This is a genomic window from Streptomyces sp. NPDC050625 (assembly GCF_040654755.1).
GTDB lineage: Bacteria > Actinomycetota > Actinomycetes > Streptomycetales > Streptomycetaceae > Streptomyces.
Genome location: NZ_JBFAIQ010000006.1, coordinates 1 through 13,015 on the forward strand (window position 1 = coordinate 1; position 13,015 = coordinate 13,015).

13 protein-coding genes and 1 rRNA gene are annotated in these 13,015 nt (G+C 72.4%); 11 read left to right on the forward strand and 3 right to left on the reverse strand.

What is annotated here, in order from left to right:
* Positions 1–180: 180 nt before the first annotated feature.
* Positions 181–297: ribosomal RNA gene (gene rrf / locus AB0I54_RS15680) — 5S ribosomal RNA — on the forward strand.
* A 57-nt stretch (positions 298–354) separates the two neighbouring features.
* On the opposite strand, the gene AB0I54_RS15685 is transcribed toward rrf, so the two are convergent.
* The gene (locus AB0I54_RS15685) at positions 355–1,557 is read right to left on the reverse strand and encodes a hypothetical protein (RefSeq protein ID WP_363296959.1); all 1,203 of its coding nucleotides are present in this window, start codon (positions 1,555–1,557) and stop codon (positions 355–357) included.
* Between AB0I54_RS15685 and AB0I54_RS15690 the strand changes: the two genes are divergently transcribed.
* Positions 1,546–2,316, forward strand: a complete 771-nt coding sequence (locus tag AB0I54_RS15690; protein ID WP_363296939.1) for a hypothetical protein — start codon at positions 1,546–1,548, stop codon at positions 2,314–2,316. The two genes, AB0I54_RS15685 and AB0I54_RS15690, sit on opposite strands and share 12 nt — an antisense overlap.
* Before the next feature lie 73 nt (positions 2,317–2,389).
* Here the strand turns inward: AB0I54_RS15690 and AB0I54_RS15695 are convergent, their stop codons facing one another.
* Positions 2,390–3,673 carry a DUF1015 domain-containing protein gene (locus AB0I54_RS15695; RefSeq protein WP_363296536.1) on the reverse strand — a complete coding sequence of 428 codons (1,284 nt, stop codon included), beginning with the start codon at positions 3,671–3,673 and terminating at the stop codon, positions 2,390–2,392.
* A 73-nt stretch (positions 3,674–3,746) separates the two neighbouring features.
* On the opposite strand from AB0I54_RS15695, the gene AB0I54_RS15700 reads away from it, so the two are divergent.
* The 4 genes from AB0I54_RS15700 (at position 3,747) to AB0I54_RS15715 (ending at position 7,877) form a co-directional block, all read left to right on the forward strand.
* The gene (locus AB0I54_RS15700; protein ID WP_363296537.1) at positions 3,747–4,778 is read left to right on the forward strand and encodes an HAD hydrolase-like protein; all 1,032 of its coding nucleotides are present in this window, start codon (positions 3,747–3,749) and stop codon (positions 4,776–4,778) included.
* A 113-nt stretch (positions 4,779–4,891) separates the two neighbouring features.
* Positions 4,892–5,935 (forward strand): iron chelate uptake ABC transporter family permease subunit, encoded by a 1,044-nt coding sequence (locus AB0I54_RS15705; protein ID WP_363296538.1) that lies wholly within the window; start codon positions 4,892–4,894, stop codon positions 5,933–5,935.
* Complete coding sequence (locus tag AB0I54_RS15710) at positions 5,932–7,020, forward strand: iron chelate uptake ABC transporter family permease subunit (RefSeq protein WP_363296539.1); 1,089 nt, start codon at positions 5,932–5,934, stop codon at positions 7,018–7,020. Before AB0I54_RS15705 ends, AB0I54_RS15710 begins: the two co-directional genes overlap by 4 nt.
* Complete coding sequence (locus tag AB0I54_RS15715) at positions 7,017–7,877, forward strand: ABC transporter ATP-binding protein (RefSeq protein ID WP_363296540.1); 861 nt, start codon at positions 7,017–7,019, stop codon at positions 7,875–7,877. Before AB0I54_RS15710 ends, AB0I54_RS15715 begins: the two co-directional genes overlap by 4 nt.
* On the opposite strand, the gene AB0I54_RS15720 is transcribed toward AB0I54_RS15715, so the two are convergent.
* A complete protein-coding gene (locus AB0I54_RS15720; protein ID WP_363296541.1) occupies positions 7,861–8,208 on the reverse strand; it encodes a sterol-binding protein in 348 nt (115 codons plus the stop codon). The two genes, AB0I54_RS15715 and AB0I54_RS15720, sit on opposite strands and share 17 nt — an antisense overlap.
* Before the next feature lie 42 nt (positions 8,209–8,250).
* Here AB0I54_RS15720 and AB0I54_RS15725 point away from each other — a divergent pair, with 42 nt between their 5' ends.
* The 5 genes from AB0I54_RS15725 (at position 8,251) to AB0I54_RS15745 (ending at position 12,913) form a co-directional block, all read left to right on the forward strand.
* The gene (locus AB0I54_RS15725) at positions 8,251–8,556 is read left to right on the forward strand and encodes a hypothetical protein (RefSeq protein ID WP_363296542.1); all 306 of its coding nucleotides are present in this window, start codon (positions 8,251–8,253) and stop codon (positions 8,554–8,556) included.
* Positions 8,557–8,563: 7 nt separating this feature from the next.
* Positions 8,564–9,379 carry a TlyA family RNA methyltransferase gene (locus tag AB0I54_RS15730; RefSeq protein ID WP_363296543.1) on the forward strand — a complete coding sequence of 272 codons (816 nt, stop codon included), beginning with the start codon at positions 8,564–8,566 and terminating at the stop codon, positions 9,377–9,379.
* Positions 9,376–10,281: an NAD kinase gene (locus AB0I54_RS15735; RefSeq protein ID WP_363296544.1), complete on the forward strand. Its 906-nt coding sequence runs from the start codon at positions 9,376–9,378 to the stop codon at positions 10,279–10,281. The genes AB0I54_RS15730 and AB0I54_RS15735 overlap by 4 nt, the downstream gene beginning before the upstream one ends.
* Positions 10,282–10,389: 108 nt before the next feature.
* Complete coding sequence (recN, locus tag AB0I54_RS15740; RefSeq protein WP_363296545.1) at positions 10,390–12,132, forward strand: DNA repair protein RecN; 1,743 nt, start codon at positions 10,390–10,392, stop codon at positions 12,130–12,132.
* 25 nt (positions 12,133–12,157) lie between these two features.
* Complete coding sequence (locus AB0I54_RS15745) at positions 12,158–12,913, forward strand: hypothetical protein (RefSeq protein ID WP_363296546.1); 756 nt, start codon at positions 12,158–12,160, stop codon at positions 12,911–12,913.
* Positions 12,914–13,015: the final 102 nt, after the last annotated feature.

The window sequence follows — 13,015 nt, forward strand, 5'->3', positions numbered from 1 at the left end:
GGTTGATAGGCCGGATATGGAAGCCAGGTAACTGGTGGAGTTGACCGGTACTAATAGGCCGAGGGCTTGTCCTCAGTTGCTCGCGTCCACTGTGTATGTTCTGAGGCAACGAACAGTTGCCGGCTTCAGAGCCGAACAGACAAATAAAAAGTGTGCTTGTTCGCTCGAAACCATTAGGGTTTCGGTGGTCATAGCGTGAGGGAAACGCCCGGTTACATTCCGAACCCGGAAGCTAAGCCTCACAGCGCCGATGGTACTGCAGGGGGGACCCTGTGGGAGAGTAGGACACCGCCGAACAATCTTTGGAGGACCCCTGGTCCCAGCGTTCAGCTGGGACCAGGGGTCCTTTTGTTTTTAGACTGACTTGTAGTACCGAAGACAGGAGTCACCATGTCCACCAACTCTCCCGACGACCGACCGGAGCGCGATCAGCGGCGACGGGACAGTGGTGACCGCGGTGACCGTGGCGGGTACCGAGGCGACCGCGGGGACCGTGGCGACCGCGGTGGCTACCGCCGGGACAACGACCGTAGTGGCTACGGCCGTCGCGACGACCGGCGTGGTGACGACCGCAGGGACGACCGCCGCGGTGACGACCGTGGTGACCGCGGTGGCTTCCGTCGCGACGACAGCCGTGGTGGCTACGGCCGTCGTGACGACCGCCGCGACGACCGTCGGGACGATCGGCGGGACGACCGTCGGGACGACCGTCGGGACGATCGGCGGGACGACCGTCGGGACGGCGACCGTGGGCCTCGTCCCGCGTACCGCCGTGACGACCGTTCCGGTGGGCCGCGTCGGGACGACCGTGACCGTGGCTTCCGTCGTGACGACCGCGGTGACCGCGGCGACCGTCCCTCCTACCGTCGCGATGACCGCCGTGATGACCGTGGCGAGCGCCGGGACGACGACCGCGGCGGCTACCGCCGTGACGACCATCGCGGTGGCTATGGTCGTCGCGACGACCGCCGGGATGACCGCAGGGACGATCGCCGCGATGACCGCCGTGATGACCGCCGTGACGGTGACCGGGGCGGTTACCGTCGCGACGACCGTGGCGATCGGCGGGACGGCGACCGTGGGCCCCGTCCCGCGTACCGTCGCGACGACCGTTCCGGTGGGCCGCGTCGGGACGACCGTGGCGACCGCGGTGGCTACGGCCGTCGTGACGACCGCCGGGACGACCGCCGCGGTGAGGACCGCGGCGAGCGCGGCGGTTTCCGGCGTGACGACAGCCGTGCCGGCTACACCCGCCGTGACGACCGTGGTGACCGCGCCGAGCGCACCGATCGCGGCGAGCGTGGCGGCTTCCGCCGTGACGACCGCCGTGACGACCGCGGCGGATACGGCGGTGACCGCGGCGGATACGGCGGTGACCGCGGTGGCTACGGCGGCGATCGCGGTGGCTACGGCGGTGGCCGTCGTGACGACCGCGGCGGCCGCCCCGGTGGCTTCCGTGGCCGGCCCGGTGACGACCGGCGCGGCGGTGGCGGCCGCTTCCGTGAGGAGCGCGAGCGGGACCGCGACCGTGAACCGATCAAGCGGCTGCCGATCCACGAGGACGTCACGGGCGACGAGATCGACAAGGACGTACGGCAGGAACTGCTGAGCCTCCCGAAGACCCTCGCGGAGGACGTCGCCAAGAACCTGGTGATGGTCGCGCGGCTCATCGACGAGGACCCCGAGCGCGCGTACGGGTACTCCAAGGTGGCCCTGCGCCTGGCGTCGCGTGTCGCCGCAGTCCGCGAGGCGGCCGGGTTCGCCGCGTACGCGAACCAGAAGTACAGCGAGGCGCTCGCCGAGTTCCGGGCCGCGCGGCGTATGACCGGCAACGTGGAGCTGTGGCCGGTCATGGCCGACTGCGAGCGCGGGCTCGGGCGGCCGGAGAAGGCGCTGGACATGGCGGGCGCCGCCGAGGTGCACAAGCTGGACAAGGCCGGTCAGGTCGAGATGCGGCTCGTCGCCGCCGGCGCCCGGCGTGACATGGGGCAGCTGGACGCGGCGATCGTGACGCTGCAGAGCCCCGAGCTGGCCTCCAACTCCGTGCAGCCCTGGACCGCTCGCCTGCGCTACGCCTACGCCGACGCGCTGCTGGCCGCCGGGCGTGACAGCGAGGCCCGTGAGTGGTTCGCGAAGGCCGTCGAGGCCGACCGCGACGGCAGCACTGACGCCTCCGACCGGCTGGCCGAGATGGACGGTGTGGAGTTCGTCGACGCCCTGGACGAGGGCGAGAACGACGCCGATCACGACGGCGACGGCGACGACAGCGACGCCGAGTCCCAGGACGCCACCGAGGAGGACGGCGACAAGGACTGACGTCCGTCAGTGAGAGAGTGATCGAGTGAGAGGGGGCGGGATCCCGGGAAACCGGAATCCCGCCCTCTTCGCGTCAGAGGTCCAGCGCGCGCAGCACAAGCCCCGACGCCGGCTTCGGGCCGAACGACGTCGACTTGCGGGGCATCGTCACGCCCTCGCGGGCCAGGTCGAGTACGACCTCCTCGCGGACCGGGTGCAGCAGGACCGCCGTGCCGCCGTTGCGCTCCGCCTTCTCGACCGTGGCGGCCGCGTCGTGGATGTAGGCGATGTGTGCGGAGGAGTCCTCGGGGATGTGCCAGACGTGTTCGAGGAGCGCCGCGTGCAGGACCGTGGCGTCCAGGGTGCGCCAGGCGACGGGACGGTCGGCCGGGACCGTGCGGGTCAGGAGATCCGGGTCCGGGCGGTCGATCAGATGGAAGGCGCCGTCGCCGGCCAGCAGGAAGGCGTTGCCGGCGCAGGCCGCGTCCGCCAGGACCGCCAGGGCCTCGGGCAGCGGCACGTCGAGGTGCCGTACCCGGAACAGGCCGTCCAGGGACGCGAGCGCGTCCGCGACCGGCAGGGCGTGCAGCAGACGGTGGATGGCCCGGACGCGGAGCGGATAGCGGACGGTGTCCACCAGCAGGACCAGGCCGTAGTCCCAAGGGCTGGGGGAGGGATGCTCCGCGCGTAGACGCAGATATGTGGCCCAGCGGTGGTGTCCGTCGGCGATCAGGGCCTGACGCTGGGACAGGTCCGACTGGACGCGGGCCACTTCGGCGCGGTCGGTGACCGACCACAGGCGATGGTGGAAGCCGTCCTCGGTGGTCGTCGAGAGCAGCGGGGGCTGTTCGGCGGTGCGTTCGACAACGTCGGACGCGAATCCGTTGCCGCGGTAGGTCAGGAGCAGGGGCTCCAGGTTCGCCGAGGTGGCGCGCATCAGGGCGGCGCGGTCGGCGACGATGGGCGGCATGACGTCCTCGTGCGGCAGGACCACGCCCTCCTCGGGCTCCGAGACGCGCAGGGCGCCGATGATGCCGCGTTGCAGCATGCCGTTGCCGTCGCTCTGCTCGTAGATGTACAGGCCCGGCTCGGGGTCGGTGGTCAGGACGCCCTCGTCCAGCCAGCGGCGCAGGGTGTCGGCCGCCTGCTCGTTGCCTGCGCTGGGGGTGCCGGCCTGCGGAAGGATCAGCCGGACGATGTTGTGCGGATCGGCCGATTGGAGGTGGTGCAGGCCGTCGGGGCGGACGACGACGTCGTAGGGCGGGGATGTCACGGCGGCCAGGCTGCCGACCCGGTCGGGGTCGTAGCGAAGGCCTCGGAACGGGGTCAGTTCCAGGCCTCGGCGCGCCATTGCTTCCGAGTGACCTGCAGTGTTCATCCCGGCATCGTACGTGTGCCGGTGGCATGCGGGATGATCGGTGGGTGAGCGAGCGAACGAGGAGCGATGTGGAATGAGCCAGGGTGTCAGGACGAGGCCCGAGGGCAGTGGCCGGCCCCTGAGCGAGGCGTACGACACGGCGCTGCTCGATCTCGACGGGGTGGTGTACGCGGGCGGGAACGCGATCGTGCACGCGGTCGAGTCGCTGGCCGTGGCGCGCGCGGGAGGTATGCATCTGGCGTACGTCACCAACAACGCGCTGCGGACCCCCGACGCGGTGGCCGAGCACCTGAGCGAGCTGGGGATACCGACGGGCGCCGGTGATGTCATCACCTCCGCACAGGCGGTGGCGCGGCTGATCAGCGAGCAGGTGCCGGCGGGCGCGCGGGTGCTGGTGATCGGCGGTGAGGGTCTGCGGGTGGCCCTGCGCGAGCGCGGTCTCGTTCCGGTGGAGTCGGCGGACGACGACCCGGCGGCGGTGGTGCAGGGCTACGGCGGGCCCGAGCTGACCTGGGGACGGTTCGCCGAGGCGTCGTACGCGGTCGCGCGCGGGGTGCCGTGGTTCGTCTCCAACACCGATCTGACGATTCCGAGCGGGCGCGGGATCGCGCCGGGCAACGGCGCGGCGGTGGAGGTCGTACGGATCACCACGGGGGCCGAGCCGCAGGTGGCGGGCAAGCCGCTGCCGCCCATGCACCGGGAGACGGTCCTGCGGACGGGTGCGAGGCGGCCGCTGGTGGTCGGGGACCGGCTGGACACGGACATCGAGGGCGCGTTCAACGGCGAGGTCGACTCGCTGCTCGTGCTGACCGGCGTCACCGACGGCGCCCAGCTGCTCGCCGCGCCGCCGCGGCACCGGCCGACGTATGTGGATGCCGATCTGCGCGGGCTGCTCACCGGTCAGCCGGAGATCACCCGGGAGGGTGAAGGCTTCCGGTGCGGCGGCTGGACGGCCACCGCGGGGAGCGTGGGGAGGCTGGACCTGGAGGGCGACGGCGAGGCCCTCGACGGTCTGCGGGCCCTGTGCGCGGCGGCCTGGACGGCGGCCGGGGAAGGCTCGTGCGAGCTGGACGGAGGGAAGGCGCTGGCGCGGCTCGGGCTCTGAGTGGCTCTGAGTGCCGTGGGTGGGTGGGCCCACGGGCGCGTGAACCTGTGCGCCCCGCCCCCACCCCCGCCTCGGCATCGAGATCGTATGCGAGGGTAGGCTAACCTAACCTCGTGTTGGTCGACAGTCCTCCCGAACAGCGCGCGGAGACCGCCCCCGCGCCCCCAACCCGCCGGGCGATACGGGCCGTTGGGCTCGTCGCCGCCGTGGCGATCCTGGTGCTCGTCGCCCTGGCGAGCATCGCGATCGGCGCGAAGGCGCTCCCGCTGGACCAGGTCTGGCACGGCCTGTTCCACGACTCGGGGACATACGGCGACGTCGTCGTCGACGAGCGGCTGTCGCGCACCGTCCTCGGCCTGCTCGCCGGCGCCGCGCTCGGCCTCTCGGGCGCGGTGCTGCAGGCGCTCACGCGCAATCCGCTGGCCGACCCGGGGCTGCTCGGCATCAACGCGGGCGCCTCCGCCGCCGTTGTCACCGCCATCACCTACTTCGGCGTCACGAGCCTGAGCGGGTACGTGTGGTTCGCGTTCGCCGGCGCGGCGGCGGTCGGCGCGCTGGTCTGGTTCCTCGGCGGCAGCCGGGGCGCCACACCGGTGCGCCTCGCGCTCGCCGGCACGGCCGTCAGCGCCGCGCTGTACGGCTATCTCCAGGCCGTGATGATCATGGACGGCGCGGCGCTGGGCAAGATGCGCTTCTGGACGGTCGGTTCACTGGCCTCGGCGAGCGACTCGACCATCCTGGAGGTGCTGCCCTTCCTCGCGGTCGGCACCCTCCTCGCGCTCGGGCTCGCCCGGCCGCTGAACGCCGTGGCGATGGGCGACGACACCGCCCGCGCCCTCGGCGCCGACCTCAACCGCACCCGGGCCCTGGCGATGCTCGCCGCCACCGTGCTGTGCGGCGCCGCGACCGCGGCCTGCGGGCCCATCGTGTTCGTCGGCCTGATGGTCCCGCACGTCGTGCGCTCCTTCACCGGCCCCGACCTGCGCTGGATCCTGCCCTACGCGACCGTCCTGTCGCCGGTGCTGCTGCTCGGCGCCGACGTCGTCGGCCGGATCGTCGCCCGGCCCTCGGAACTCCAGGTCGGCATCGTCACCGCGATCCTCGGCGGTCCGGTCTTCATCTTTCTCGTACGACGGCGGAGGACGGCGCAGCTGTGAAGACCCCCCAGACGAGCCGCGCGGGCCGCGCCCTGCGCACGCCCGGCGGGCTCTCCGTCCGGCTGGACGTCCGCACGCTGGTCGTCGTCGTTCTGCTGCTGGTGGCCGCGCTCAGCGCGAGCGTGCTGCTGATCGGCACCGGCGACGCCGAGATCCCGGCCGCCGACGTCCTCAGGACGCTGGCCGGGCACGGCACGGCGTTCCAGGACTTCATCGTCAACGAACTGCGGCTGCCGCGTGTCCTGGTCGGCCTCCTCGTCGGCGCCTCGCTGGGCCTCGGCGGCGCCCTGTTCCAGTCCGTCTCGCGCAATCCGCTGGGCAGCCCCGACGTGCTCGGTCTCTCCCAGGGCTCGACGGCCGGCGCGCTCGTCGTGATCGTGCTGACGTCCGGCTCCGCCGACGCGGTCACCGTCGGCGCCCTCATCGGCGGCCTGGTCACCGGGCTCGCCATCTATCTGCTCGCCTGGAAGCAGGGCGTGCACGGATACCGGCTGGTCCTGGTCGGCATCGGTGTCTCCGCCGTCGTCACCGCCGTCAACGGCTATCTGCTCACCAAGGCCGACCTCGTCGACGCGACCCGCGCGGTCGTGTGGATGACGGGGTCCCTGGGCGGCCGCGACTGGAGCCAGGTGTGGCCGCTGCTCGCGCTGTGCGCCGTCCTCGTACCGCTCGTCCTCGTGAACGCGCGCGGCCTCAGGATGCTGGAGATGGGCGACGACGTCGCGTACGCCCTCGGGGTGCGCGTGGAGCGCGTACGGCTGCTGATGCTGGTCTCGGCCGTCCTGCTCACCGCGGCCGCCACCGCCGCCGCGGGCCCCGTCAGCTTCGTGGCGCTCACCGCGCCGCAGCTCGCCCGGCGTCTGACCCTCCCCCGCTGCCTCAAGGGCGCGGGAGGTGCCCCCATGCCGGGCCCGAACCTGGTGCCCTCCCTGTGCATGGGCGCCGCCCTGCTGGTCACCGCCGACTGGGCCGCGCAGCGCGTCTTCGGCGCCGACCAGCTGCCCGTGGGCGTGGTCACCGGTGTCCTGGGCGGTGTGTATCTGCTCTGGCTCCTTGTCACCGAGCGCAAGGCAGGCCGGATATGACCGCGACCGGCGCGTCGAACAACCGAAGGAGCACTGTGAACCGCCTGTCCGCCGAGGACGTCACCCTTGCCTACGACCAGCGCGTCATCGCCGAGCAGTTGTCGGTGGAGATCCCCGACAACTCCTTCACGGTGATCGTCGGCCCGAACGCGTGCGGCAAGTCGACGCTTCTGCGGGCGCTGTCCCGGATGCTGAAGCCCAGCCGCGGCCGGGTGCTGCTCGACGGACAGGTCATCCAGTCGATGCCCGCGAAGAAGGTCGCGCGGACGCTCGGTCTGCTGCCGCAGTCGTCCATCGCGCCCGACGGGATCACCGTCGGCGACCTGGTGGGCCGCGGCCGCTATCCGCACCAGGGCCTCCTGCGCCAGTGGTCCGCCGAGGACGAGCGGGTCGTCCAGGAGGCGATGGCCCGGACGAGGGTCGCCGAACTCGCCGACCGGTACGTCGACGAGCTGTCCGGCGGTCAGCGCCAGCGCGTCTGGATCGCCATGGCGCTCGCCCAGCAGACCCCGCTGCTGCTCCTCGACGAGCCGACGACGTATCTGGACATCCAGCACCAGATCGACGTCCTCGACCTGTGCGCGGAACTGCACGAGGAGCAGGGGCGGACGCTGGTCGCCGTGCTGCACGACCTCAACCACGCGGCGCGTTACGCCACGCATCTGATCGCGCTCAGGAGCGGTCGGGTCATCGCCGAGGGCGCCCCGAACGACATCGTCACCGCGGAGCTGGTCGAGGAGGTCTTCGGACTGCGCTGCCAGGTCATCGACGACCCGGAGACGGGCACGCCCCTGGTGGTGCCCGCGGCGCGCGGTGCCCGTGCGGGAGCGAAGGTCGCCGCTACAGAAGCTTCCTGAGGCGGAACAGGTCGAGCAGGCTCGCCTCCAGCCTCACCCGGCCCGAGCCCCAGGCCTTGGCGAAGTTCAGTTCGCCGTCGACCAGGGCCACCATGTCGTCGCCGGCCATGGTGAGCCGGATCTGGGCCTTCCTGGGCGGCGGTCCCGGAAGGGTCTCGTCGACCACCATCCGGCCGTCGGTCATCCGGCCGAGGAAGGTGACGTCCAGGTCGGTGACGTAGCAGCTCACCGAGCGGTCCAGGGCGGCGGCCTCGCGGACGCCGCCCTCGGCGTCCTGCATGTTGTCCGAAAGCTTTTCGAGTGCGTCGCGGCACTCCTCGATCGTGGCCATCGCGATCGACGTTACCTCAGTGGTTCGCGGTAGCGTCTGGGCATGAACGACGCAGCGCCGGAGACCGAGGGCCCGCAGGAAGCGGTGGTCGAACCCGAGTACGACGCCGCGTACGGCGCCGAGTACGACCCCGCCGCGCCCGCCCCGCTGGAGGTCCCGCGCACCCCCACCGGCAACGCCGAGGTCGACGCCCTGCTGGAGCGGCTGGCCGACGCGGACCACCTCGCCACCGACGGTCACATCGAGGTGTACGAGGATGTACATCGGGGGCTGCGCGACGCGCTCACCGCGCTCGACGCCCGCCCGGGACCTCCGGCGCCCCCGTCGTCGTATCAGAGCAGGAGCTGAACCGAACGTGGCAGGAGTCGCACGCCGTCGTCTGGACGCGGAGCTGGTCCGCCGGAAGCTCGCGCGCTCGCGCGAGCACGCCAGCCAGCTGATCGCCGCCGGACGGGTCACCGTCGGCAAGACCGTCGCGACGAAGCCGGCCACACAGGTGGAGACCGCCGCCGCGATCCTGGTCCGGGACGACGACAGCGACCCGGATTATGTGTCCCGCGGCGGCCACAAGCTGGCCGGCGCGCTTGCGGCCTTCGTGCCCCAGGGACTCGTCGTCCAGGGGCGGCGGGCGCTGGACGCCGGCGCGTCCACCGGCGGCTTCACCGATGTCCTGCTGCGGGCGGGCGCCGCGCATGTCGTCGCCGTCGACGTCGGTTACGGCCAACTCGCCTGGTCTCTCCAGAACGATGAACGCGTCACCGTCAAGGACCGTACGAACGTACGCGAGTTGACGCTTGAAGCGATCGATGGGGAACCTGTGGATCTTGTCGTGGGTGATCTGTCCTTCATCCCGCTCGGCCTGGTGCTGCCCGCCCTGAAGCGGTGCGTGCAGCCGGACGCCGACCTGGTGATGATGGTCAAGCCGCAGTTCGAGGTGGGGAAGGAAAGGCTGGGGAGCGGGGGAGTCGTACGGAGTCCGCAACTGCGGGCGGAGGCCGTACGGGGCGTGGCCGACAAGGCGTGGGAACTGGGGCTCGGTGTGCGCGGGGTCACCGCCAGCCCACTGCCCGGACCGTCCGGCAATGTCGAATACTTTCTGTGGCTGCGGGCCGGAGCACCGGAACTGGACCCGGCCGATGTTGACCGTGCAGTGGCGGAGGGGCCGCGTTGACACAGAACCGAGCTCGTACTGTTTTCCTGCTCGCCCACACCGGGCGGCCCGCGGCGATCCGCAGCGCCGAACTCGTGGTCAAGGGGCTGCTGCGGTCCGGCGTCGGCGTACGGGTCCTGGAGTACGAGGCGCGCGATCTGCCGCTGCCCGAGGAGGTGGAGCTCGTCGAGGAGGCGACTCCGCAGAGCCTCGACGGCTGCGAGCTGCTGATCGTGCTCGGCGGTGACGGCACGCTGCTGCGCGGCGCCGAGTTCGCCCGCGCGTCCGGCGTGCCGATGCTCGGCGTCAACCTCGGCAGCGTCGGGTTCCTCGCGGAGGCCGAGCGCGACGACCTCGACAAGGTCGTCGACCGGGTGGTCAGCAAGGCCTACGAGGTCGAGGAGCGGATGACCGTCGACGTCGTCGTGCACCGCAACGGCGACATCGTGCACACCGACTGGGCGCTGAACGAGGCGGCGGTGCAGAAGGCGGGCGCCGAGAAGCTCCTCGAAGTCGTGCTGGAGATCGACGGACGGCCGGTGACGGGCTTCGGGTGCGACGGGATCGTACTGTCGACTCCGACCGGGTCGACGGCCTACGCCTTCTCCGCGGGCGGGCCCGTGGTGTGGCCCGAGGTAGAGGCACTGCTGATGGTGCCGATCTCGGCCCACGCGCTGTTCGCGAAGCCGCTCGTCACCTCACCGGAGTCGGTGCTCGCCGTGGAGGTGCTGCCGCACATTCCGCCGGGCGTGCTGTGGTGCGACGGCAGGCGCACCGTCGAGCTGCCGCCCGGAGCGCGGGTCGAGGTGCGGCGGGGAGCGGTGCCGGTGCGACTGGCCCGGCTGCACCACGCCTCCTTCACGGACCGGCTGGTGGCGAAGTTCGCGCTGCCGGTCTCCGGGTGGCGGGGCGCGCCCCACTAGCTCGCGGCTAGCTCGCGCGGGTGACATCGGATGCTAGATACGCAATCGTCACCTGCACCTTCACACGATGGGGGCGGGGGCCGTCGCACTTCCCCGCCCCGACCTCGTATGGTCTTGTGCGTGCTGGAAGAGATGCGGATACGGTCGCTCGGAGTCATCGACGATGCCGTCGTCGAGCTGTCGCCCGGGTTCACCGCCGTCACCGGTGAGACGGGTGCGGGCAAGACCATGGTGGTCACCAGCCTGGGGCTGTTGCTGGGCGGGCGGGCGGACCCGGCGCTCGTACGGATCGGCGCCGGCAAGGCGGTCGTCGAGGGGCGGATCACCGTGCCCTCGGGTGCCGCCGTGGTCGTACGGGCGGAGGAGGCCGGTGCCGAGCTGGACGACGGGGCGCTGCTGATCAGCCGTACCGTTTCCGCCGAGGGACGGTCACGGGCCCATCTGGGCGGGCGCAGCGTGCCCGTGGGGGTGCTCGCCGAACTCGCCGACGAACTCGTTGCCGTGCACGGGCAGACCGACCAGCAGGGTCTGCTCAAGCTGTCCCGGCAGCGGCAGGCCCTCGACCGGTACGCGGGCGACACGGTCGCCGGGCCGCTGGCCAAGTACACGGAGGCCTACCGGCGGCTGCGTGCCGTCTCCGCCGAGCTGGAGGAGATCGTCACGCGCGCGCGTGAGCGGGCGCAGGAAGCCGACATCCTGCGGTACGGGCTCGACGAGGTCGCGGGCGTCGAGCCACGGGCCGGCGAGGACGTGGAGCTGGCCGAGGAGGCCGAGCGGCTCGGCCACGCGGAGGCGCTGTCGTCCGCCGCGACCGCCGCGCACGCCGCTCTCGCGGGCAACCCCGAGGACCCCGAGGGCATCGACGCGGCGACCCTCGTCGCGGGCGCGCACCGGGCCCTGGAGGCCGTGCGCTCCCACGACCCGGCGCTGGCCTCGCTCGCCGACCGCATCGGCGAGATCGGGATCCTGCTCGGCGACGTGGCGGGCGAGCTCGCCGGGTACGCCGACGACCTGGACGCCGATCCGCTGCGGCTGGCGGCCGTGGAGGAGCGGCGGGCCGCGCTCACCGCGCTCACCCGCAAGTACGGCGAGGACATCAACGCCGTGCTGGCCTGGGCCGAGCAGGGCGCCGCGCGGCTGGCCGAACTCGACGGCGACGACGGGCGGATCGGCGAGCTGACCGCCGAACGGGACGCGCTCCGTACCGAGCTGAGCGGTCTCGCCCAGGCGCTGACGGACGCGCGCATGGAGGCCGCCGAGCGGTTCGCCGCCGCCGTGACCGCCGAACTGGCCTCCCTCGCGATGCCGCACGCGCGCGTGTCCTTCGACATCCGGCAGACCGAGGACCCCGAGGGCGTCGAGGTCGGCGGGCGCACGGTCGCCTACGGCCCGGCGGGCGCCGACGAGGTCGAGCTGCTGCTCGCGCCGCATCCGGGCGCGCCGCCGCGGCCCATCGCCAAGGGCGCGTCCGGCGGTGAGCTCTCGCGCGTGATGCTCGCCGTGGAGGTCGTGTTCGCGGGGACCGATCCGGTGCCGACGTATCTCTTCGACGAGGTCGACGCCGGTGTCGGCGGCAAGGCCGCCGTCGAGATCGGCCGACGGCTGGCACGGCTGGCGAAGACCGCGCAGGTCGTCGTGGTCACCCACCTTCCCCAGGTCGCCGCGTTCGCGGACCGGCAGCTGCTCGTGGAGAAGACCAACGACGGGTCGGTCACCCGCTCCGGCGTGAAGGTCCTCGAGGGTGAGGAACGGGTCCGTGAACTGTCCCGGATGCTCGCGGGTCAGGAGGACTCGCAGACGGCCCGGGCACACGCCGAGGAACTGCTGGCCGCGGCCCGCGCGGACGGCTGAGGGGGCCGCCTTCCAGGGTGGCCGGATGATCACCCGTACTCGAAGGACCGGCTCGTTCGTACTCGCCTCCGCGCTCACCGCTGCCGCGGCCGCCGCTCTGCGCGCCAAGGCGCCGGGCGGACGGGAGCGTTGGGAGCGGAAGAACCACGCGGGTCGGACCGTTGGGCTGTACGCGGGTGCCGCGTCCGCCGGGGCCACCGCGGTGGCGGCCTGGCGCACACACCCCGCCGCTGGGTTCGCGGTGCTGGCCGCCGGGGCGTGCAGGGCCTATGACGACGTGGCCGGGGCCGGTGACCCACGGCGCGGCTTCCGGGCGCATCTGGCCGCGCTGCGCGAGGGCGAAGTCACCAGCGGCGCGGTCAAGTTGGTCGGTGTCTCGGCCGCCGGGCTGGTCGCGGGGGCGGTGCTGAAGGAGCGGTTCCTCGACAAGGTGCTCGCGGGGGTGGTGATCGCCGGGGCCGCGCACTTCGTCAACCTCGTGGACGTACGGCCCGGTCGGGCCGCCGGCGCGGTGCTCGCGCTCGGGGCGCCGGGCCTGCTGCGAAAGGGGCCGGGAGCCGAGCTGGCCGCCGTCGCGATGGGGGCCGCGGGGGCCGTGCTGCCCGGGGATGTCGGTGAGCGTGTGATGATCGGTGACATGGGGGCGCACGCCCTGGGCGCGACTCTCGGCAGTGCTGTCGTCGCGGGCAACGGGCGCGCCGGACTGCTCGCGCACGCCGTCGCGGTGGTGGCCGCGGCCGTGTGCGGCGACCGGGTGAGCGAGTTGGCCCGTTCGTTGTGACGCGTCACGGGGTCTGACCTTCGTACAGACACTCCGGGGTGTTCGTCCGGTCCGGGATTTTCGACACCCGTGTGGGTGAGGCGATCCCCGCGCGGCGAGGCG

What these genes read in the sequence shown, in the direction of transcription:
- AB0I54_RS15695 (WP_363296536.1), bottom strand. Translation starts at nt 3,673, where the DNA reads ATGAACACTGCAGGTCACTCGGAAGCAATGGCGCGCCGAGGCCTGGAA.
- AB0I54_RS15700 (WP_363296537.1), top strand. Translation starts at nt 3,747, where the DNA reads ATGAGCCAGGGTGTCAGGACGAGGCCCGAGGGCAGTGGCCGGCCCCTG.
- AB0I54_RS15715 (WP_363296540.1), top strand. Translation starts at nt 7,017, where the DNA reads ATGACCGCGACCGGCGCGTCGAACAACCGAAGGAGCACTGTGAACCGC.
- AB0I54_RS15720 (WP_363296541.1), bottom strand. Translation starts at nt 8,208, where the DNA reads ATGGCCACGATCGAGGAGTGCCGCGACGCACTCGAAAAGCTTTCGGAC.
- AB0I54_RS15725 (WP_363296542.1), top strand. Translation starts at nt 8,251, where the DNA reads ATGAACGACGCAGCGCCGGAGACCGAGGGCCCGCAGGAAGCGGTGGTC.
- recN (WP_363296545.1), top strand. Translation starts at nt 10,390, where the DNA reads ATGGTCTTGTGCGTGCTGGAAGAGATGCGGATACGGTCGCTCGGAGTC.
- AB0I54_RS15745 (WP_363296546.1), top strand. Translation starts at nt 12,158, where the DNA reads ATGATCACCCGTACTCGAAGGACCGGCTCGTTCGTACTCGCCTCCGCG.